This is a genomic window from Isobaculum melis (genome assembly GCF_900111355.1).
Classification (GTDB): Bacteria; Bacillota; Bacilli; order Lactobacillales; family Carnobacteriaceae; genus Isobaculum; species Isobaculum melis.
The window spans coordinates 38,635-61,723 of sequence record NZ_FOHA01000009.1 but is presented as its reverse complement, the minus strand read 5'-3'; the positions used below and the strand labels follow the sequence as shown (position 1 = coordinate 61,723).

Annotated in this window: 18 protein-coding genes and 1 tRNA gene; 16 read left to right on the top strand and 3 right to left on the bottom strand. The window is 35.3% G+C overall.

The annotated features are described in order from the left end of the window. Positions 1 to 41 precede the first annotated feature (41 nt). The 3 genes from BMW29_RS08130 (at position 42) to BMW29_RS08120 (ending at position 2,757) form a co-directional block, all read left to right on the top strand. Entirely contained in the window at positions 42 to 995 is a 954-nt protein-coding gene (locus BMW29_RS08130) for a magnesium transporter CorA family protein (protein ID WP_092652247.1), read from the top strand. Between the two features lie 154 nt (positions 996 to 1,149). Beyond that, entirely contained in the window at positions 1,150 to 2,106 is a 957-nt protein-coding gene (manA, locus tag BMW29_RS08125; RefSeq protein WP_092652245.1) for a mannose-6-phosphate isomerase, class I, read from the top strand. Between the two features lie 21 nt (positions 2,107 to 2,127). After that, complete coding sequence (locus tag BMW29_RS08120) at positions 2,128 to 2,757, top strand: TetR/AcrR family transcriptional regulator (RefSeq protein ID WP_092652243.1); 630 nt, start codon at positions 2,128 to 2,130, stop codon at positions 2,755 to 2,757. 46 nt (positions 2,758 to 2,803) lie between these two features. On the opposite strand, the gene BMW29_RS08115 is transcribed toward BMW29_RS08120, so the two are convergent. Together BMW29_RS08115 and BMW29_RS08110 are read right to left on the bottom strand one after the other, a co-directional pair. Then, positions 2,804 to 3,484, bottom strand: a complete 681-nt coding sequence (locus BMW29_RS08115) for a type 1 glutamine amidotransferase (RefSeq protein ID WP_092652241.1) — start codon at positions 3,482 to 3,484, stop codon at positions 2,804 to 2,806. Beyond that, positions 3,481 to 4,839: a Mur ligase family protein gene (locus BMW29_RS08110; RefSeq protein WP_092652239.1), complete on the bottom strand. Its 1,359-nt coding sequence runs from the start codon at positions 4,837 to 4,839 to the stop codon at positions 3,481 to 3,483. Before BMW29_RS08110 ends, BMW29_RS08115 begins: the two co-directional genes overlap by 4 nt. 408 nt (positions 4,840 to 5,247) lie before the next feature. On the opposite strand from BMW29_RS08110, the gene BMW29_RS08105 reads away from it, so the two are divergent. The 9 genes from BMW29_RS08105 (at position 5,248) to BMW29_RS08060 (ending at position 19,100) form a co-directional block, all read left to right on the top strand. After that, on the top strand, positions 5,248 to 5,832 hold the full coding sequence (locus BMW29_RS08105; protein ID WP_092652237.1) for a thymidine kinase: 585 nt from the start codon (positions 5,248 to 5,250) through the stop codon (positions 5,830 to 5,832). Between the two features lie 38 nt (positions 5,833 to 5,870). Further along, complete coding sequence (gene prfA, locus BMW29_RS08100) at positions 5,871 to 6,947, top strand: peptide chain release factor 1 (RefSeq protein ID WP_092652235.1); 1,077 nt, start codon at positions 5,871 to 5,873, stop codon at positions 6,945 to 6,947. Continuing rightward, entirely contained in the window at positions 6,937 to 7,782 is an 846-nt protein-coding gene (prmC, locus tag BMW29_RS08095) for a peptide chain release factor N(5)-glutamine methyltransferase (RefSeq protein ID WP_092652233.1), read from the top strand. The genes prfA and prmC overlap by 11 nt, the downstream gene beginning before the upstream one ends. Before the next feature lie 208 nt (positions 7,783 to 7,990). Continuing rightward, positions 7,991 to 9,016: an L-threonylcarbamoyladenylate synthase gene (locus BMW29_RS08090; protein WP_177165723.1), complete on the top strand. Its 1,026-nt coding sequence runs from the start codon at positions 7,991 to 7,993 to the stop codon at positions 9,014 to 9,016. 735 nt (positions 9,017 to 9,751) lie between these two features. Further along, entirely contained in the window at positions 9,752 to 10,252 is a 501-nt protein-coding gene (locus tag BMW29_RS08080; protein WP_092652227.1) for a MarR family winged helix-turn-helix transcriptional regulator, read from the top strand. Positions 10,253 to 10,586: 334 nt separating this feature from the next. After that, positions 10,587 to 11,255 (top strand): response regulator transcription factor, encoded by a 669-nt coding sequence (locus tag BMW29_RS08075; RefSeq protein WP_177165722.1) that lies wholly within the window; start codon positions 10,587 to 10,589, stop codon positions 11,253 to 11,255. Beyond that, positions 11,239 to 12,669: a sensor histidine kinase gene (locus tag BMW29_RS08070; protein ID WP_092652223.1), complete on the top strand. Its 1,431-nt coding sequence runs from the start codon at positions 11,239 to 11,241 to the stop codon at positions 12,667 to 12,669. Before BMW29_RS08075 ends, BMW29_RS08070 begins: the two co-directional genes overlap by 17 nt. Next, the gene (locus BMW29_RS08065) at positions 12,653 to 13,369 is read left to right on the top strand and encodes a hypothetical protein (protein ID WP_092652221.1); all 717 of its coding nucleotides are present in this window, start codon (positions 12,653 to 12,655) and stop codon (positions 13,367 to 13,369) included. Before BMW29_RS08070 ends, BMW29_RS08065 begins: the two co-directional genes overlap by 17 nt. A 109-nt stretch (positions 13,370 to 13,478) precedes the next feature. Beyond that, entirely contained in the window at positions 13,479 to 19,100 is a 5,622-nt protein-coding gene (locus BMW29_RS08060; RefSeq protein WP_092652219.1) for an InlB B-repeat-containing protein, read from the top strand. 42 nt (positions 19,101 to 19,142) lie between these two features. Here the strand turns inward: BMW29_RS08060 and BMW29_RS08055 are convergent, their stop codons facing one another. Next, positions 19,143 to 20,168, bottom strand: a complete 1,026-nt coding sequence (locus tag BMW29_RS08055; protein ID WP_245706256.1) for a PTS sugar transporter subunit IIC — start codon at positions 20,166 to 20,168, stop codon at positions 19,143 to 19,145. Positions 20,169 to 20,335: 167 nt separating this feature from the next. Between BMW29_RS08055 and BMW29_RS08050 the strand changes: the two genes are divergently transcribed. The 4 genes from BMW29_RS08050 (at position 20,336) to BMW29_RS08035 (ending at position 22,981) form a co-directional block, all read left to right on the top strand. After that, entirely contained in the window at positions 20,336 to 20,860 is a 525-nt protein-coding gene (locus BMW29_RS08050; protein WP_092652215.1) for a hypothetical protein, read from the top strand. Between the two features lie 40 nt (positions 20,861 to 20,900). Next, positions 20,901 to 21,656 carry a GH25 family lysozyme gene (locus BMW29_RS08045; protein ID WP_092652213.1) on the top strand — a complete coding sequence of 252 codons (756 nt, stop codon included), beginning with the start codon at positions 20,901 to 20,903 and terminating at the stop codon, positions 21,654 to 21,656. Positions 21,657 to 21,787: 131 nt separating this feature from the next. Next, positions 21,788 to 21,872 (top strand) — tRNA-Thr (locus BMW29_RS08040). A gap of 236 nt (positions 21,873 to 22,108) precedes the next feature. Further along, positions 22,109 to 22,981: an Abi family protein gene (locus BMW29_RS08035; RefSeq protein ID WP_092652211.1), complete on the top strand. Its 873-nt coding sequence runs from the start codon at positions 22,109 to 22,111 to the stop codon at positions 22,979 to 22,981. Positions 22,982 to 23,089: the final 108 nt, after the last annotated feature.

Here is a 23,089-nt window from a genome sequence, read left to right as displayed (position 1 = left end):
CTAGAGAGAGAAATGATTAGAGGGTAAAGGGGCTATTTTAAATGATTCAATATTTTAAGACAACTGAAGAGGCTGAAATTGAGCAAATGACAGCTTATCAAAAGGGGTGTTGGATCAATGTTAGTGATCCAAATGAAGCAGAGATTCAACAATTATTAACACAATTTAACATGCCTAGAGACTATTTAACCGATGTCCTAGATGAGGATGAGGTTTCTCGGATAGAGCAATATGCACGGGAAGATAAAGAAGCAACCTTAGTGCTGATTCAATATCCCCATATTGTGCCAAGTAGTGCAGGCTATCCGATGTATGATTCCTTTCCGCTGGCGATTATTTTATTACAGGACACGATTTTAACTGTGAGTAAATCAAAGCCACATTTTATTGAAGAGATGATGCTTGGCAATGTAAAAATGAAATTTAAAACAGAAGCAGCAGCTCATTTTATGGCGCGTATTTTATGGTCAATCTCTGCTTCCTATTTGAAATTCTTAAAAATCATTGATCATGAAACCAATAAGTTAGAAGCACAATTAAAGGAATCAACCAAAAATGAGCAATTATTTGCCTTATTAGGCTTACAAAAAAGTTTAACGCATTTTTCAGTGGCACTCTCTTCAAATCATGATGTTTTAGCTAAGGTTCAACAAAGTCAGCGCTTTGTGGAGGATCCTTTGCTTGCTTCAGAAATTAATGATGTCCTGGTGGAAAATAATCAAGCCATTAAAACCACCAAAATTTATACACAAATTTTATCTGATTTAGGTACCTTATTTTCATCTGTTGTATCAAATAATTTAAATATCATTATGAAGGTGCTGACCTCCTTAACCATTGTTTTAACCATCCCAACAATTATTGGGGGGATTTATGGGATGAATGTCCCGATTCCAAACGCAGATCGTGCAGATGCTTTTTGGTTAGTGATGGCATTGATTTTCTTTTTAACAGGTATTACAGTTTGGATTTTGAAAAGACACGACTTTTTTTAAGCGAAGCTTTTATCAATGAAAAGAGACGAATCTAAGACGGTTTCTGTTGGTTGCTTGTAAATGATGCATAAAAAGCAATTTCTGGGTTATCATGCAAGGCAAAGGATGGTATGATAACAGAAGTGAATTAAAGAAATTGAGAAGAGGGAATTCGATGAATGAACCATTATTTTTAGACTCTGTTTTACAAGAAAAAATTTGGGGGGGAACCAAGCTGAGAGATGTGTTTGGTTATTCATTGCCTAGTGAAAAAACAGGGGAATTTTGGGCAATTAGTGCACATCCAAATGGTCCAAGTGTGATTAGTAACGGAACCTATCAAGGTACATCACTTGCAGATTTATGGACACAAGCACCTGAAGTATTTGGTCATGCTAAAGGGGATGTTTTTCCATTATTAACCAAAATTTTGGATGCGCAAGATGATCTATCTGTCCAAGTCCATCCAGATGATCAATATGGTTTGGCCCATGAAGGCGAGCTAGGCAAAACAGAATGCTGGTATGTGATTGATGCAGATGAAGGGGCAGAAATTATTTATGGACACCATGCAAAAACAAAAGAAGAGCTTAGAGAAATGATTGAAGCAGGAAAATGGGATGATTTATTAAGACGAATCAAGGTCAAAAAAGGTGATTTCTTCCATGTACCTAGTGGAACGATTCATGCAATTGGTTCTGGTATTATGATTTTAGAGACACAACAAAGTAGTGATACCACTTATCGCGTCTATGATTATGACCGTTTAGATGATCAAGGTCAGCAAAGAGAGTTGCATATTACGCAATCTGTGGAAGTGACAACTGTCCCTCATGTTGACCCAAGCTTAGCCATTGAGACAAAGAACCAAACGGGTGCTGAAGTGACAACCTTTGTTTCAAATGATTATTTTACTGTATATGAATGGTTCGTCAGAGGAACAGCAACGATTGAAGCAACAGGTCCTTACACTTTAGTGAGTGTACTAGACGGGGAAGGAACCTTAGCTATACCAAATGGACAAACTTATTCTATTAAAAAGGGGAGTCATTTTATCTTACCAAATGAAATTAAAAGCTGGACATTCCAAGGAAATCTACAAATGATTGCCTCTATCCAAGGAAAAGGGTAAGCACTTGTCGAGGTGACAAAAATGGAAAAAAAGAAAAGTAATAAAGGGCAAGAAACAAAAGAAAAAATCCTAATGGCTGCAACCAATCTTTTTTCAGATGGTACTTATGATCGTGTATCTATGAAAGAAATTGCTGCAAATGCTGGTGTAAAACCAGCTTCCATTTATAATTATTTTGCTTCAAAAGAGGAATTATTAACAGCCATTATTTGTTATTATGCTGAGGTGCTTGAGGAGCTACTTCATTTTAATCGAATAGATGACTTAATGATTCGTTATAAGAATCCAATTGAGATTTTAAGGAAAATGGTTTATTTAGAATCAGAAGAAGAACGTATTTTAGCTCAAAAATGTTTTCATGTCGTCTTTCGCATTCAATATGTTTACCCAGGTAAAATGAATGAGCTATCTAGCTTTACCTTTTTTCAATATTATCAATATGGCTTAAAGCAACTAGCAGATCGTGGAGATGTTTCACCCAATGTAGATTTTTATGCAGATTTGCTTTATCGCGTGGTCAGTATGCAAGGGTTTGAACTCTTTTATCCTAATAAATCACCCAATGAAGCGGTGATGTATTCTTTTGATGAAACAATTGAAAAAATGCTCTCTATTTTTCTAACGGAACAAGGGGAAAAATGGAGTCAATAAAAAATAAGCGAGCCCTTTATCTCAGATTAAAGGACGCGCTTATTTTTTATAGCTTAATTTCAGCTGCTTTTTCAGGATATCTTGCTTGTAAAGCTGTTGCTAAGATCCGATAAGCAAGCTGCTCATTTTTTGCTAGTAAAGGACCATGAAAATAAGAACAATAAGTTCCCTTATAAAGAGCACCTTCCGTTTGATCCTGGCCATTATTGCCAAAGCCTTGAACCACTTTTCCAAGAGGTAAGACACCATCACCTAGAAATGTGCATCCCCCATGATTTTCAAAGCCTTGATAGGTTTCATTAAAGGTTTCATTTTTAATAATCGTGTTGCCAATATAACGATTATCTTCTTGTTGATTTAACGTATAGTGATTTAACGCGCCAATTCCTTCAATTCTTTCTCCAGTTGCATCAAGATAGTAATGACCTAATAATTGGTAGCCACCACAAATGGCTAAAACAGCTTTCCCTGCTTCAATATGCTGCGTCAGTGCCACTTTCTTTTGCTGGATATCTTTTGAAATAATCATTTGCTCATAATCTTGTCCACCACCAACAAAAACCAAATCATATTTATCTGCATCAAAAGCATCATCTAAACTGATAATATCTGTTTTAAATTGAATGCCCATTTTTTTTCCATAATATTCAAGAATCAGTAAATTCCCATTGTCACCATAAGTGTTCAAGAGATTTCCATAAAGATGGCAAACATTTAATGTGATCATTCAGCTTGTCCTCCTTTCAAGAAGCCTTGTTCTGTTAAAACCTTACGTAAGTTGATGACTGCTGTATAAGTAGCCAAGACATAAATATTTTTAGTTGGGGCATCTTTAAAGCTAGCAACCAATGCTTCTAAATCCTCTTTAATGATGAGCTCATCTTCAGGAATACCAGCAACCTCTAAACGTAGTTTTAAATCTTGATAGCGTTCACCGCTGACGGTATATTGTGCAATATTTAATGTAGGCAGTGTTTCAAATTGTGCATCCCAAATCCAGCTCACATCAATTCCATCAGCATATTGTGCATTGAGAATGGTTGAAAGTGAAAATGGTTCAGGATCTAAGGCAATCATATCAATGACTTGGTTTAAGCCAACTGGGTTTTTTACCAGCACAATGGTGACTTTTTTATCTCCGATTTGGATAACTTCTTGACGACCAAAAACTTGACCATCTAGCTGTAAACCTTTTGCAATTTGCTCAGGAGAAACATCAAACATTCGACCGACAGAGTAGGCAGCTAAAGCATTATAGATATTATAAAGACCACCAATCCCCATATGGAAAGGATGACCATCAATGGTAAAATCAGAAGACTGATTGGTTAATGAAGTCATCTCAGTTAAACGATAGGTTAGCTCTGGTCGTTTAAAATCACAATGTGGGCAATAATATTTACCTAAATTTGTATAGGTAATAAATTTATAATGTAAAATATGCTGACAATGTGGGCAAAGGATGCCATCTGTATTATGATGCGCCAACATTTCTCCATCAGGCTGGTTATCAAAGCCAAAATAAGTCACAGGATTGGCCACCTTTACGGAGTTGAAAATCGGTGCATCACCATTGACAACCAATGTCGCATTCGGTGATTGCTTCGCGCCATCAAGCATTTTACGATAAGTGGTATAAATTTCTCCATAACGATCCATTTGATCTCTAAAAACATTTGTAAAAACAATGGCTTTTGGATGAAGCTGCTTTGTCACATGAACCATACTGGCTTCATCAACCTCAATTACTGCCAATTTTTTCACCTGTTTTTTACTACGTTTATAATGCTCTAAAAAGGTAGCAGTCACGCCTTGAACCATATTTGCACCAGTAGGGTTTGTAATCACATGGTCATATTTTTGTTTTAAGACTTTATATGTGAGGGCAGTTGTTAAGGTTTTTCCATTTGTACCTGTTACTAAAATAACATCATAGCCTTCAGACAATGTTGCTAAAATTGCGGGGTCAAACTTAGTAGCCATTCGTCCAGGCATACTTGCACCGCTTCCTTTTGAAAAAGTACGTAAAAACCATTGTGTCGTTTTACCAGCTGTAATGGCTAGACTACTTTTAAATCCCATATTTATTCCCTCACCATCATTTTTATTTATTATTAACTTAGGACCTATTTGCAAATTATAGCAACCACTCTTTTTGCGCTGCTTATCTAATGGCTGGATTACATCAGCTGGACGTTCTTGTTAGCTTGCCATTAACATCACTAGAAAATTGAATGCCATAGTAAATTTTAAACGGGTCCTATTCTTAGCTGTGCTTTTTTTAAAAGTTTCCATTCCCAATAATAGCACATTTCGCCAAAAAAATAACGTCTTGTGGCATCTTTTTTATTTAAAGAAATCTTAAGGTAACTGATTTCTAAGCATTCTCAATCAAAAATTCTTTAAAAAATGTATTTATACTACTCAATAGAGGGAAAATAACGTATAATTCATATTGGAGAACTTTGAGAACAAGTGAGGGAAATAAAAATGGCACAACTTTTCTTTAAATATGGGGCAATGAATAGTGGTAAAACAATTGAAATTCTAAAGGTTGCACATAACTATGAAGAGCAAAATAAACCTGTTGTTATTATGACAAGTGGGATAGATGATCGTGAGGCAGTTGGGCTTGTTTCAAGTAGAATTGGCTTAAAGCGTGATGCAATTCCAATTTTTGATGAAACCAATGTTTATGAAACAATTAAGGACTTAGCTGTCACACCTTATTGTATTCTGATTGATGAATCACAATTTCTAAAAAAAGAGCATGTTTGCCAATTAGCAGATATTGTGGATCAATTGAATATACCAGTGATGGCCTTTGGTTTAAAAAATGATTTTAGAAATGAACTATTTGAAGGATCGGAATATCTTCTATTATATGCAGATAAAATAGAAGAAATGAAAACCATTTGCTGGTTCTGCCATAAAAAAGCCATTATGAATTTGCGTGTTGCAGATGGACAACCTGTCTATACAGGTGAACAAATCCAAATTGGTGGCAATGAAAGTTATTTCCCAGTTTGTAGACAACATTATCATCAGCCAGTACTAGAAGAACAGAACAAATAATCCATTGACACAGAAAAAGAATTGAGGGAATAGAAACCATGTATGATAAATTACAATCAGTAGAGGATCGTTATGAAGAATTAGGCGAGCTATTAAGTGACCCAGAAGTCATCTCAGATACAAAGCGTTTAATGAGCTTAACCAAAGAGGAAGCTAGTATCAGAGAAACAGTAGCTGTCTACCGTAACTATAAGAAAACCATGTCACAATTGAATGAAACAGAAGAGCTTTTAGGGGAAAACCTAGATGCTGAAATGGCTGAAATGGCAAAAGAAGAATTAAGCACCTTAAAAAAGGAAAAAGCTGATTTAGAAGAACAAATGAAAGTCTTACTTTTACCAAAAGACGCCAATGATGATAAAAATATTATCATGGAAATTCGTGGTGCCGCAGGTGGAGATGAAGCCCAGTTATTTGCTGGTGATTTATTTACCATGTACCAAAAATATGCAGAATCACAAGGCTGGAAAACAGAAGTCTTAGAAGCCAATATTACCGGCATTGGTGGCTATAAAGAAATTATCTTCATGATTACAGGAAACAATGTCTTTTCAAAATTAAAATATGAAAATGGTGCCCATCGTGTGCAACGTGTCCCAACAACTGAATCACAAGGCCGTATTCATACCTCAACTGCGACAGTTGTTGTGATGCCTGAAGCAGAAGAAGTTGAAGTGGATATTGCTGAAAAAGATATTCGTACAGATATCTATCATGCAAGTGGTGCTGGTGGACAGCATGTCAATAAAACAGCATCAGCCGTACGTTTAACACATTTACCAACTGGAATTGCAGTTGCGATGCAGGATGAACGTTCACAAATTAAAAATAGAGAAAAAGCGATGAAAATATTACGCGCTAGAGTCTATGATATGTTACAACAAGAAGCCCAAAGTGAATATGATGCCAATCGTAAATCAGCCGTAGGAACAGGCGATCGTTCTGAACGGATTCGCACATATAACTTCCCACAAAACCGGGTAACAGACCATCGTATTGGTTTAACCATTCAAAAATTAGATCAAATTTTATCAGGCAAACTAGATGAAATTGTGGATGCATTGGTGCTTTATGATCAAACAGAAAAACTGGAGCAAATGCAAAATGGCAACTAATGCTACCTACCTAGAAGTCCTGCAATGGGCTTCTTCTTTTTTAGCACATCATAAAAGAGAAGAATATGCAGCAGAGCGCCTTCTGCTAGATTTATTAGGCTGGGATAAAACCAAATTGATTCAGTCTTTACAGGCTGAAATACCCGAAGCAATTAAGCAACGCTATCAAGCAGCGATTAAAGCGCATGCCACAGGAATGCCTATTCAATATTTAACAGGCTTTGAATATTTTTTTGATCGTCCGTTTAAAGTTACAGCGGATACCTTAATTCCCAGACCTGAAACAGAAGAAGTGGTTGCCCGAGTGTTGGCAGAAATTGACTCTCTTCAAGCACCTAAAATCTTAGATGTAGGAACAGGCTCAGGTATCATTGGTCTAACATTAAAAGCAGAGCGACCTGATGCAGCAGTGACGCTCACAGATATTTCAAGCGAAGCATTGGCTGTAGCCAAAGAAAATGGCAAGCAGCATCAGCTTGCTGTACGCTATTTAGCAGGGGATTTATTTGCTCCTGTAACCAAAGAAAAATTTGATGTGATTGTGTCGAATCCACCTTATATTCCTGAAATAGATAAGCAGTTAATGGAGGATGTTGTGCTTGAGCATGAACCACACTTAGCTTTATTTGCTGAAAACGATGGTTTGGCCATTTATCAAAGATTTGCACAGGAGTTATCCACATATTTAAAGACACCGGGCTTTGCAGCCTTTGAAATCGGCTTTAATCAAGGACAACGTGTTAAAGCGTTGTTTCAGCAAGCATTACCTACTGCTCATGTCTGGTATGAAAAAGACTTAGCTGGAAATGATCGGATGCTATTGATTCAGTTATAACAAAGTTATCCACAAGCTTTGTGGATAAAAAATTTTATTAAATAATAGAAAAGTTCTAATATTCCCTAAATCATAAGATTTATAAGGAATTCACACTTTCCACAGGAGTTATCCCCTATTGACAGATGAGTTATCCACAAAATGTGGACAACTCAAGTGAATATCCTTAAAATAAAGGAAAAGATCAAAAGAAATGGAGGAAAACCTGTTGATAACTAAAATTTGGAGTAAAGAAGATTTAAATGATGCAGCAGCTGTAATTAAGGCAGGAGAATTGGTATCATTCCCAACAGAGACCGTTTATGGCTTAGGAGCAGATGCCACAAATAACGAGGCAGTTAGCCAGGTTTACTTAGCCAAAGGACGTCCAAGTGATAATCCTTTAATTGTTCATTTAGCACAACAAACGGAAGTGGCAAAATATGTTACTGAAATCCCAGCTATTGCAGAAAAATTAATGGCACATTTCTGGCCAGGTCCATTAACCCTCATTTTTAAAGCGAATAAAGCAGCACTTGCGCCGCTTGTCACAGCTGGATTAGATAGCGTGGCCATTCGTATTCCTGATAACCAAATCACACGTGATTTCATCCGAGCCTGTGGTGTCCCACTTGTTGGTCCTAGTGCCAATACATCAGGAAAGCCAAGTCCCACTTCCGCTACTCATGTTTACCACGATTTAGCAGGGAAAATTGCTGGGATTTTAGATGATGGTGAAACAGGTGTCGGACTTGAGTCAACAGTTGTAGATGTGACCAATCCAGACAAATTGGTGATATTAAGACCAGGAGCCATTAGCCAAGAAGAGATTGAGCAAACACTGGGGATTATCATGAATATGGATCAATACTTAGTTAATCAAGAGGCTCAGCCTAAGGCGCCTGGAATGAAGTATCAGCACTATTCACCAAATGAGCCTGTGATCCTAATCAAGCAAGCAGAAGATTGGCAAGCAGCAATTGACTATTATCAAGCTAAAGGAGAAAAAATTGGTTTACTTGCCAATCAATCCATTGTATCTCTTTATGAAAATCAAATAGTTGCAAGCTATGATTTAGGTCAAGCAGGAGATATTGAAACCGCTGGCCGAAAATTATATGGGGGCTTACGCTATTTTTCAGAAACACCTGCTACCCTTATATTAGCTGAAGCCTTTAGCAAAAAGGGATTTGGAGAAGCTGTAATGAACCGCTTAGAGAAAGCAGCAGGTTTCCATTATTTTAAAAGAGGATGAGATAAAAAGGCGTTTAGGTTTGAGCACCGGGTAGGTACTTTTCTACATCAACTCATACTTCGTTGTGAATCAAAGCAATTGGAGCAAAAGACGAACAATTGTCATGCCTCTTGTCATGACTCTTGTCATGCCTCTTAGGATTTTTAATCCTTAGAGACATGATACAGATCAAACACCGTTTGACTCTGAACCTTTATACTTTCCTTATCCAATGTTTTGTGAACCAAATCCTTCACCAAGTAGGTACTATTCATCATCGAATCACTTTGTTCTCCGTGATTCTTAGCAAATCTAGCATGTTTCATGCGTAGAATTTGTTGTGATCGAAGCGTAGCGTAGTAGGTACCAATCAACATCTACTCACTTACGTTTGTAGTGATTCTTGGCAATTGCAGACCGAACCTGCCTTTTGTCCACCGTTTACGGAGGCAACTTATGCCTTTTTAGAAGCAATTAAGGGGACGAGATAAAACTTTTTGAGTTTTGTCTCGTCCCCTTATTGCCTCCAATTATTTTTAATAGTTAGATACTATTTTGATAGAAAGTATAGCCAAATATTTTAAAGTCACCTTAGAAAAAAGTTGAAATATGTTTTTCTTGTAACAAATCACACAAAAAGACACAAAAGTAGCCCGAAAAAACTTTGTATATTCACTTGAAACTTTGTAAAATCAATATATACAAATAAAGAAATCAGAAAAAATACTGAATTAGAAAATATTGGAGGCCGCTAAAATGGAGTATACAGCAAAAAGAGATAGCCGTGAGGTTAGTCATTTTCATTATTTATATTATTTAAGCAAAGTTTTTGGTCGTATCTTAGAAACAGATTTTGAAGAAATTTGTCATGAGAATGGTATTACATCAAAAATTTATGATGTCTTAACCGTTTTAAAGCAAAAACAGACATGTAGTGTTTCAGAAATTGCCCAATTAGGGTTGATGCATATTTCATCTGCAATGAATAACTGTAAGTCACTAGAAAAAGATGGTTTAGTGAAATTAATGAAAGACCAACAAGATTCTCGTGTGACCAATGTGGCATTAACAGCAGCTGGAGAAGAATTTATTGACAAGATTACGGGACAAATGAAACATGCAGATTTTTCAATTGGAGAAATTTTAGATAGCGCTGAACATGATATTGGAATTAAACCATCATTTGTTGATTTACACCATATTGTGCATCATTATTGTGATAAGGAAACAATGAATTATATTAGCGGATTTAAATAAAAGAGATAGATATAGTGAAAATTAATTTTTAATACTTAGTTTTGAAAAAAATAATAAAAAAGTAAAAGCTGGTAAAATGACAAATTACAAATGTTATTTTATCAGCTTATTTTTTTTTTTACTCTCTAGAAAAACAGTATATCAGTAGAGTTAGATGCGTTTTTATTTGGAGATTAATCAGGGTAAAACTACAATGAAATAATAAAAATGAGATTTAAAGTTTATTTTTTAGGAGAAATATGATATTTTGAATAAGTAAATAGAAAAAATCATTTGATAAGAAAACTAAAAAATAATGGAACTTAATAACAAAGAACGAAGGAGAAAAAGGAAAATGATAAAAATTTTATTTGTTGATGATGATTCACGCTATCAAATAGTCATTAAAAATCTTCTTGAGTCTGAAGGCTATGAAGTTTTTTTAGCTAATGATGCAGCCGAAGGATTGGGCTTATTTAATCGCATACCCTTTCAACTGATTATCAGTGATTTGAAAATGGTGTCTATTGATGGTCTTCAATTTCTATCACTCATCAAAAAAATAGATGAGCGTGCAAAGGTCATCATTTTAACAGGCTCAGATAATGACGATGATGAAGTCAAAGGACTGACATTAAATGCCAGTGACTACATAAAAAAATCTGCTTCTTTAAGTGTGTTATTGCAGAGAATTAAAAAAGTTTTATCAGAAGAAAGTACTGTACAACAAGAAATGGTGTATTCAAATAAAGAAAATATAAAAGTGAACTTGAGAGAACGACATGTTTACCGAGACAATCAGTTAATAGAGTTAACGCTAAAGGAATATGAACTCTTACTGTTTTTCCTGAAAAATAAGAATATAGTGTTGCCTAGAGAACAAATCATTAAAGAGATTTGGCAAACAAATCCTAAATATGTTGATTCAAGAAATGTAGATAATCACATTAAAAATTTACGAACCAAGCTAAAACTTTCCAGTATTTATTCAATTAGAGGTGTTGGTTATGAATGGTTCGAATAAAAAAAGAAAAGTCTATTTATGGCGGAAATCCTTTTATTTAGTTAGTGTTATTTACTTTGTCACAATTATTTTATTAAGTCTGGTTGTGTATAATGTTCCTGCTGTTTATCAGGCAATGGAAGATAAGAGAATTGAAATGATTCAGGAACAGGTTGCAACAATTGTCACCACTGAAGAAGAGCCTCAGATAAATGAGGCTTTAAATGAATTTAGAAAAAATGAAGAAATTGAACTTGTAACAATTGGTGAACAAGGAGAGCATTATGGCACACTGCCAATTTATGATTTTGATTTACTCAATCAATGGGCGGGTGACAAGAATTTTACATACTATAGTGCTTATGAATTAAAAGGAAAAAATCAAACCTATCAAGTTTGGCTGGCAATTTATCGAATGGATCCTCAAACCCTTTTTCATAAAATCGTCCTATTCTTAGCGATTGGTATTATGATTTTATTTGTGATTATCACAATTTTAGTGATGACGATGTTCCGTAATTTAGTCACACCGATTAAACGTCTCAGGGATAACTTGTTTAAATTAAAAGATTTCAAATTGTCAGAAATACATCAGAATCAGAATAATCGTGACACAGAATATGATGCTATTTCAAACGAATTAATCCTGTTTACAGGTGATTTACAAGAAAAAATGGATACAATTGGTGTGAAATATTCAAGCTTAGAAAAAGAATTACAAGCACAAAAAGAATATTCAATCTATAAAGAGCAAATGATTAGTAGCTTGGTTCACGATTTAAAAACACCACTTAGTGCAAGTGCTTTGCAAATTGAAAGCATTAGAAATAGTTATTTACATGATTCATTTTTGGTAGAGCAATTAGATCAAGTATTGCTTGATGACCGTAAGCTATTTTCTGAAATTAAAGAGCTGTTACACTTTATGCATACAAAATATGACAGTTTAGATCGTCAAAAGAGTGCATTCAATGTTTTAACAATTGTTCGAGAAAGCTTACAACGTTTTTCTAAAACTTTTGAAAAACAAAAGATTCATTATTTAATTGATATTCCTTCAGATTTAATTATTTCAATGAGTTCCATAGAATTTAAACAACTGATGCATAATATTCTGTCAAATGTTTGCCAATATACAGATGAAGGTGGAGATTTTTCTTTAAGTATTTATGAAATGGAAAACCAACTATATATTGAGGCATACAATGATAAGCAAGATACTTCGAAGATTGATTTTCCTAAAGTATTTGATTTATTTTACTTTACTAAAAATGAAACCAACAGCTTTAGTACGGGAGTGGGAATGTATACGATTAAAAGTATGATTGATCAGTATCGTGGCACATATAGCTTTGAACCAAAAGATAAAGGCGTGTTGCTAAAATTGACCATTCCTTTTGAAATGGTAGGTGTAAAAAATGAAACCAATCATTAGTCGCTTTGTCCTCTTCCTCTTTTTCTTTTTTATATTTTCTTCAACAAAAATCGTGCTAGCGGAAACCATTTATCCATCAGAAGAACAAGCAAAAGTAGAAGAAACAACCAAACTAGTGGCACAGCAAACGAAGCCAGGAACCTATCCAGTAAGCATTAAATTTAAACAAAACAATCAGGTAATTGAAAAAGAAATACGATGTACAGTGATTGGTGAAAATACGAAAGAAAAAGGACAGTATGCAATCAATGCTGATGCAACTCAAATTACACCAAATCAAGTTGGCCATTTAACTTTAAAAGAATGGCTGGCTCTAACCAATGCGTATGCTTGGAATATTCGAACAGGGGATTCGGCGCCAATCCTTCGCGTTCATGAACAGGAAATTCAAGCGCAACCAGGAAATTATGCTTTAACAATTGAAGCCATTGATGGACTTGTTACAGAAGTCAACGTAGAAGTACTAGATACTACCAAAATCAAAATGCAACATTTTTATCAGAAAAATATAGGAGATTGGTCAGAAACTTATGCTGATAAAGGAGCGATTACTTGGTCACATTTTGAAACCCAAGCAGTAGTTCTGATACAAATAACCTTATTATTGCTCCTTTTCTTACCGTTACTTTGTCTCGTTATTCAATATTTGATGACCTCTAAATTAGTGAAGCAAGTTGTACATCTTGTTATGAAGCCATAGTTTATCCTGGAATACACAAAATTACACAAAAGTATTTTTAAAACAGTTTGAATGATAACAGTACTGTTTGTAAGATATAGTTATTAAATGTAAGAAGGAGCGTAAACTAGTGAAGAAAAATATATTTGGAAAACTATTGATGATTACTGCCATTGTTTCAATGGTATGCACACAGACAGGAATACTTACATATGCTAATGAGAATGAAGAACAGATAGAGGGAGAAGTAGTTGATATTCTTCCAGAATCAGAAATGAAGGAAGAAAAACCTAAAGAGGAAAAATTAACTGAGGAAGAAGTCAATCATGTAGAGGAAGACAGCGTTGATCAGCAAGAAGAGCCTACAGATAATCGTGAGTTACCTATCCTTGAACAACCAAAAATAAGTGAATCACTTCCTCTAACAAAAGATGAAGAACAACCAATTATTAACAATTCAGTTGTCCCATATGCAGCAGGCTTTGCCTCATTTGATGGAACTGATTTATTTGGTCAAACAAATTTAAAATTTAATTTTGTTTCTTTATCAGGTGTACCAAGGATTTTAAAAGTAGACACAAAATTTAGCAGTTCAGGAACTGTTACAAACCGAAAAGTTCGCATTAAAATTGGTGAAGGTTTAGCAATTACCTCAGCTCCAGGATTAGTAAATAAAGGTTCGGTAACTGATTGGACTTTTGATAGCAGTACTTTACCAACACAGTTACAAGGCGTTTTAATAAATGGTCGTTATCAAGTAGATGCCCCTATTTATGGGAAATCTATCAATAGTGGTGTTTTAGAGTATGAGATTGCACAAGGAACTACTTCGGTTCAATTTGAGATTCCAATTAAACTTGATCTTGGCTTTTCATTGTTTGAAAAATCAAGAGATTTTAATCAAGCAATTGAAGTGCAATCCACCTATGAAGAAGCTGGTCAAGAACATATTGCGGATAAGGAATCCTTAGAAAAATTAACAATTGATGGCAATAAAACAACTGTATCGGCTTATATTGAGTCAAAAGAAGTTACAGCGATGAATGGAGACAGCTTGACTTTTGCATACAAAATGTTGGCTAGAGGTAGTGGCTTTGAAGTTTCTAGGCAACTTGTTAAGGAAGCTAAGTATACAATTAAAATTCCTAAAGGATTAACTTTTGAAAAAATTAAGCTACCTTCTGGAACTAATTTAAAGCTAGAGCAATTAGCCTACACGATTGATAAAACGACTGATCCAAACAATACATTAGTGATACTAACACTTAAAGAATTTTCTATCGGTTTAAATATGAGATTTGATGTAGAAGTTACAGTGAATGAGGAAGCTAATCCTGATACTACACTTACAATTAGCGGAACTGGCACAAGTCAACCGTATGGAGTTGATACAGCTTATCCTGGTGGATTCTCAAGCCAAATGATACGTATTGTTGGTGACTTTGAGAACAAGTTAACCGTTTCCGGACAAGATATTAACTTTTCAAAATTAAATAGTAATGAAGTGACCGATTATGCATTTTTAGGGAATTTTGTTTTAGCCAATCAACAACCTAGAGAAGTGACAAATCAATCCTTGCGCTTGACTTTTGATGATTCTCATATTGGGGTTAAATCTGTTCATATCCCAACCGCAATAGGAGGGAAAGCGGAGAATATTCGCATTAAAACGACGAAAGGAAATATCAAAACGATTGCATCAAGAAATGGTGTTCCAGCTGGAGAAGGAAATGCTGCTAGAGCATATATTTCTTTAGCAACTCTAGATGTGACGGATCCTGATGAATTTATTTCAGAGCTTACCTACGATATTCCTTCTCTTCCTTCAGGTTATAAAACATCGAATGGATGGTTTTTAGGTTATACACATCTTGCGTATTATGGACGTATTTTAAAAGAGCCAGAAAATCATGTGTTTTCAGCAAAAGTCTCAATTGTAGACAAAGCTGATGGAGACTTTGATAGTGAAAATGCAGTAAAAGCAATCTCTCATACCACAATAAAAGATGGTGGGAGATTTGGTTATCAAACATCCCATAATTTCTCTAAATCTAGTCATTTTGCTGGTTCTGAAATCGACTTATCTGCTACTTTTTATCATTCAGGTTATGTGGAAACTGGGACAAATAGTAGTTACTTGGTAAAAGGTTTTGAAGTCTATCTACGAGAGGGCGACTATTTACAAATTAGTAAGAATGACATTGTTGTCAAATGGGGGAAAAAGGAGTATCGTGCATCTGATGGCAGTTTACTTATCTCTGAATCAAAAGATAATCAAGGGAATAAAGTCTATAAATTGTTATTACCAGATGTGTTATTAGGTTACGGGGCAGCAGAAGGCGCTAATCAACCTAATATTCAAATTAACTATAAAGCTAAAATTAAAACAAATGCACCAACAATTAGTATCCCCACTGGTGAATTGGTTTTATTCCAGCCAATAAATAAGGATATTTTATCTACAGCTTATGGTAGAGCGTATAATACAGATAAAAATAAATTTAATGTTGATGGTAGTGGTGATACCAATAAATTAATTGGTGTATTAAATACAAATACAGCGTTGAGCATCAAAGCACAACAAGATTTTACAGTAACATCAGCTGCAAACATTAATGATGGTCCTTGGGTAAGTTATGACTATGAGACGGATAAGGAAATACTTGATCTAAACCCAAGCGGTAATACGAAGTATCAACTAACAGTCGCAAACAATTCAGGAAATACGATTAAAGGCTATACGGCACTGATTCCAATTCCAAAGGATGGCGAAAAAACAAATTTAACGCCTAAAACAGTAGATGAATTTGATCCATCTGAGCATTTACAGAAAGAGGCCTTTAGTTGGACTGCATCTATCCTATCACCAGTATCAGCAACTGGTTTATTAAGTTATAAAATCACCTACGCAACAACTTATGAAACAGATAAAGACTCACCTAAATTCAAAGCATGGAATGAAATTGCAACTAAAGAAGACATACGAATGGTGAAAATTGAAACCCCAGACAATATTGCAGATGGACAGACAGATAATATCTCATTCCCATTAGCTCTTACAGATGAAGATGCAGATAAAAATGCTGGCAACATCAATATTTATTCAGCGAGAATTTATCGTGAATTGCCAGGGACAACGGGTTATAAGCCAAGTGAACCGATTGCGATTCGTTTGCAAACAGGTGCAGTAAAAGGATTAGTTTTTGATGATAAAAATCGAAATGGTATACAAGATGCTGGGGAATTAGGTAGAAATGGTGTAACCGTACTGGCATACAAAGCAGGAACGAAAGAGTTAATCACAACTACAACTACAGCCCAAATAAATGGAATTGCTGGTTCGTATGAATTTATTGGACTAGATAAAAAACAAAAAGTAGATATTGTTTTTGTCAATCCAACCAATGATGATAGTATACACTTTGCTCCTGTTACAACCAATGGTTCAACACCAACAGCAAACAAAGATCATACGCAAGCAACAACAACTAATTTAGAACCAAGTAGCACCAATTTCGATAAAATCAATGCTGGATTTATTACACCAATTAAGATTACTCTTAACCCAGGTATTGGTAGTACAGCAAATCCAATCATTTCAAAATATCCGAATGATACCATCAAAGAAGAGCCAGAAGCAGTTCTAACAGGTCATTCTTTAAAAGGTTGGTATACAGCTGCTACAAATGGGAATAAAGTTAGTTTCCCTTATACTGCTGGAACAGCTGATACGACACTTTATGCACAATATGAAGTGAATCAATATCAAGTGACTTACGATGTCGAAGGAAGCACACAAGAAACAGCGAAAGTCGATTTTGATAGCGTGTTGACAGAACCAACCATCCCAACAAAAACAGGATATACTTTTGACGGTTGGTATGATGCGGCTAAAGATGGTAACAAATGGGATTTTACAACTGGAAAAATGCCAGCTAAAGAGATGAAACTATATGCAAGATTTAAGATTAATCAATATCAAATAAATTATTATGTAGATAGTCAGTTAATCAGTACAACTCCTGTTACTTATGATCAATTAACCAATGAACCAGCTGAGCCAACCAAAGTTGGGTACACTTTTACTGGCTGGTATACAGCGGAAACAGCGGGCATTAAATGGGACTTTACTAAAAATAAAATGCCAGCAAATGAAGTGAATCTTTATGCGAGATACACGGTCAATCAATATACAGTAACCTTTGACAATCAAGGAACATTAACTGATATACAATCAAAATTTGGAGAATTAATCACAGAACCAACAGCACCTACCAAAGCAGGTTATCGTTTTGATGGTTGGGTAGTATCACCAACCCAAACAAAATGGAACTTTACAACGGATCAACAACCAGCTAAAGATATGACATTAGTTGCAACCTTTAAAGCAGAAAACCAAACGATCACTTTTGATGTGAATAGCGGCGATATGAGCACTCAGCCAGCTGATATTGTCCAAGTAACAGATAGCAATGTCAATCTGGATCAAGTTGCGAAGCCAACTAAGGCAGGTTACACTTTTGTCGGCTGGTTTAATGAAGCAAAACAAGTCAGTGGCACGATTAAAATGCCAGCAGGTGGCTTGGAATTAAAAGCGAAATGGACAGCAGATGACCAAGTGATTCATTTTAATACCAATGGTGGCGGTGGCGTAGCCTCTCTTACAGCAAAAACAGATAGTGAAATTGATTTGGATGAAATCACAACAACACGTCCAGGTTATACCTTTAAAGGCTGGAAACATCAAGATACAGCTATCAGTGGTAAGATTAAAATGCCAGCAGGTGGTTTCATCTTAGATGCACAATGGCAAGCAGAAGAACAAGAAATCCACTTTGATGTAAATGGTGGAGATATGGATAGCCAACCAGAAACAATTAAAGCTCTGACAGATAGTGATGTAGATATGACAACTGTTACCAATCCTACACGAGCTGGTTATAGCTTCACAGGCTGGACAATTGAAACAATAGCAGTTGGTGAAAGCTTCAAAGTTCCTGCTGGAGGTGCAATGTTGATTGCACAATGGACAGCAGACGATCAAACAATCACTTTTGATATTGATGGAGGAGAATCAACTAGCCAACCAACAGATATTATTGCACCAACAGATAGTACGGTTGATTTAAATTCAGTAACAGCACCAACACGTCCAGGTTTCCAATTTATGGGCTGGTCTGATGGTACAATTATCCTGAGTGGAGAAATTCCAATGCCGGCTGGTGGGCTTACTCTTAAAGCAGTCTGGAAAGACTTAATTGCAGAAGAGATTTGGAAAATTCAAGCAGATGATTTACGCTTTACAACAAAAGAAGTGGATCAATTAAAACAAGATCAAACGTTAGCATCAGAAATTCTAGCACGTAGTCAGGCAAAAGCTTGGAATGATGAAACAGGGGAGCAACTTGAACCAATTGATATAGATATGAAAGCATTAGCTGAGAGTAGCGAACCAGGTAAATACCAAGTGACAATTTCACATACACCACAACCAAGTCAACCGCAAACTAGAAATGCTGAACCAAGCAATGAAAGTATTCTTAAAACGGATATTACAGTAACTGTGGTCAAAGATGAAGAGAAAGACAAGTCTGCTACAAGTGAAAAAGAGTCAGAAAAAACAACTTCTGAGCAAGCAAAACTACCAAGCACAGGAGAAATAACGCATTCTATCTGGTTTAATCTACTTGGTGGAACAGCGATTATCGCTGCATTTGTATTTTTCATCAGAAAAAGCAAAAAAACTGAATAAATAAGCGACAAACAAAAAAGACATCTACATGTCTTTTTTGTTTTATCTATCCACTTCAAGCTTAATTTTCAAATCACCAGGCTGTAGCCAACCTAATTTAAAAAGAAGTGGCTTCAAGAGAGCACAACCAATCCCTGGAATTACCAACACAACAAGTAAATATTGCAATAAAGAGGCGCCTCCTTGAATCCGAAGAATTTCAAGTGGTGCAACCAGTGCACAAAGCCCCATCCCGGCAATTTGAGAAGAGGCTTCTAACTGACAGACTAAGACACCAAATGGCGCTAGCAATACAGTAAAGAGCATAGGAATCAGCACTAAAGTAGGCTTTTGAATTAAATTACCCGTTTGTAATTTAGGGGTAATCAGACATTGTGCAAAAAAAGTACCTGCATCATTTTCATGACGACTCAGCACAGCAAAAACAATAAATGGCATGCTACAACCAATCAATGCGGCAGCAGCAGCTGATCCTTCAAGCTGCAGAGCAATCGCAAGGGCAGCGGAAGAAGCAGGAGATAAAATCAAAAAAGTAAAGAGGAGTCCAATCACAACTGTTGAAAGTAAAGGAAAGCCGCTTGTTGCTTCTGTGATGAAATGAGCGCTTATCTGGAGTCCATTTTGAATCGGTTGAGAAAGTAAATAGCCAAATCCGCCACCTATAGCAATTGAAAATAACGGCACCAGCATCATATCAAACGGTGTTTTACCAAACAAAAAAGACCCTACTTCAATCGTTAAAATAATGGCAACCAAAGCGCCAATTGGTTCACCATTTGTTAAAGTAAAGGTACCAGCATCATTTAAAAGATAAGCTTGTCCACCAATTACGCCAGTTACCATCGCACTTAGAGCGGTTAAAATATTTACTCTTAGATAATAGGCAATCCCAGCACCGAGAGCTGGAATCATTAAGAGCTTAGCAACATTGCCTATGGGAATCAAAAAATCTATCTGCAATAAAGCGCCTAGATTCTGAAGCAATAAGCCAATTCCTAATGTGACCACAATAGCAGCTGCAATTCCTTGAGATACTTTATAAAAATAATCCTTTAGCTGTTGATTCATCAAAATAAAAAAGCCCCTTTAAGTTATTTGCTTGTATGATATCATTTCTGAGAAGAAAAGCGTAGATAAAAAGCATAAAGACGAAAAAACCTTTTCAAAAGTCAGAAAATATGTAAGAATGGAAGAAATGCAACTGAAAATGATAGAATAGTAAAGGAGTGTATCTTTTGAAAAAGATATACATAGTACTCACTAAAACGAATTCGCAATTTGGTAGGTTGATTAGATGTTATACAAAAAGACCTTATAATCATGCCTCCATTAGTTTAGATAGTGATTTAGAGATGGTTTTTAGCTTTGGTAGAAAGAACCCAACCAATCCATTTAAAGCAGGATTTGTACAAGAACAATTAAGAAATAATCCCTTTTTCAAAAATTCAGTCACAGCTATTATGAGCGTAGAAGTTACAGAGGCACAATATCAATCTTTAGAAAATCGCATGCAACATATGTTTCATCAAAAAGAAAACTATTATTATAGTATTCGTAGTGTAGTAAGTGTGATGTTTTCAAAGAATTTTACAGAGGGAGAAAATGGCTATATCTGTTCAACCTTTGTAGCAGATATGTTGAAGACACTGAATATTGAGGTGTCAGGAAAACCCGTTTATACAATCAAACCATATGATTTCATTGAGGCACCCACCTTAACAATGGAATTTCAAGGCTCCTTAGAAGAATATTTAGCTTAAGTAAATAGGAGTATCTCTAGGAAAGGAAGTCTGCTTTTGTATGGCTAGGAAAAAAATAAAAGTAAGAAAACCTTTAAATAAAGAAAAAATTGTTGCCATTGTAGGCCCTATTTTGGTACTGCTCATAGCGGTATTATTTTTCTGTTGGAAAAGTGGCTATTTCTCATTTGGAACAACCATACCAAAAGGCTATCAAGTCCAAGGGACAATTGTTTCCAGCGAGCAAGGCTATATTGATTGGCAGGACTTAGCAAGTAGTAATAAAAACTTAGCCTTTGCCTATATGAAAGCAACAGAGGGTAGCAGCTATGAAGATGATCGCTTTGATAACAATTGGACCAATAGTAAAGCAACAGCTTTAAGGACAGGTGCTTATCACTATTTTAGTTTTGATAGCTCAGGAGAAACACAAGCGAGTAATTTTATCAATAATGTGCCAGTTGAGCAAGGACGTTTAGGCCCTGCTATTATGATTGAATTTTATAATGGTAAAGACAAAAATCCACCTAATGAAGAAGAAGTTGTCGCAAATCTGACACAGTTAAAGACGAGCTTAGAAGAACAATATGGTCAGCAAGTCATCTTTTATGTTTCAGAAAAAATTTATCATCTTTATATTGAAGACTACTTTCCTAATCAGCCAATTTGGCTATATGGTCAAACAAGTCAGCCTGATTTGAAGTGGACTTATTGGGAGTATGATACAGAAGAAAAGTTAAAGGGTGGCGCTAAAAAAGAATTTCCTGTCAGTGTTTTTAATGGTGATAGCAAACAATTTAGTGGATTTGAACCCTAAATAAGCAATTCAGATATTGACAGGCCTCTTTTTTAGCTTTAAAATGAAGAGGTTCATGTTGCGGTCGTGGCGGAATGGCAGACCGGATGCTATCAGTTAGTAGATAGCACGATATATGCGATATATGCAAGGCGAGAGTGGTGGAATTGGCAGACACGCAAGGTTGAGGGCTTTGTGAGCATTGCGCTCGTGTGGGTTCGAGTCCCATCTCTCGCATATAGAAATAAAAATAATATTGAAAAAAACATATAATACTACATATTGTATCATATGGTTTTTTTATGGAAATTATTTAAAATTTAACACTATATGTAGTAATATCACACTGTAAAGTTATATTTTTTAAGTTTGACAGAATAAATTCTATGCCATATACTAACATTAATAGAACCCCTCACACCTCTCTACGATGTGGCCCATGAGGGGACATTTTTTTATATAGAGGTGTAAAATTGTCATACAACAGATGCGCAACAACAGTAGAAGAACAATTAAATATTTTAAAAAGTAGGGGCTTGAAAGTTATGAATGATAACTTTGCTTTAAAGGCTCTACAACAAATAGGATATTTTAGATTTAAAGGTTATTGTTTACCTTATTATTATGAAAAAGATTTATTTAAGCAGGAAATAACTTTTGAACAAATCCATAAGAATTATAGGTTTGATGAAAGACTAAGGTTGTTAACTTTTCAAATAATTGAACACGTTGAAGTAGAGTTAAAGTCTGTGATTTCAGGTGAATTTGCAATGCAGAATGGACCTTTGGGACATTATGAAAGTTCGAATTTTAACAATACAGATTACCATGTTAATTGGATGAATAGATTTGAACAATTAGTTTCTCAGTCTTCAAAAAGAAGAGAACTTTATACGGAACATTACATAACTAATTATCAAAGTACATTTCCAGTTTGGGTTGCTACAGAGATTTCTGACTTTGGTTCAATATCGAGATTTTATAAGAATCTAGATTCAAAATTAAAGAATAAAATATCTAAAGGCTATTATAATATTTCAGGGGATTATTTAGCAAACTGGATATATGTGCTCTCTATTACAAGAAATGTCTGTGCCCATAATGGTAGAGTATATGATAGAGAATTGGCTATTGATGCCAAATGGCACAAGGAAGATTTTAACATAAATAGAAGACGAATATTTGCAACAATATATATTTGCAAGAAAATATGCTTGGATACTCTTTATTATGAAATGTTCAAAAAAAATCTAAATATCTTGGTTGAAATGTATCAGGATTGTATTGACTTAAAGGCAGTAGGCTTCCCTTCAAACTGGAGAAAAATTTTAGAAATAGATAATTGAGCTTCATCTATGATATTGATATTATAGATGAAGTTTTTGTATAATATGCAAGCCTACCATACTATAGTTACCCTACGCGCCAGCTTGAGGGGCTGGTCGGGGTTACCC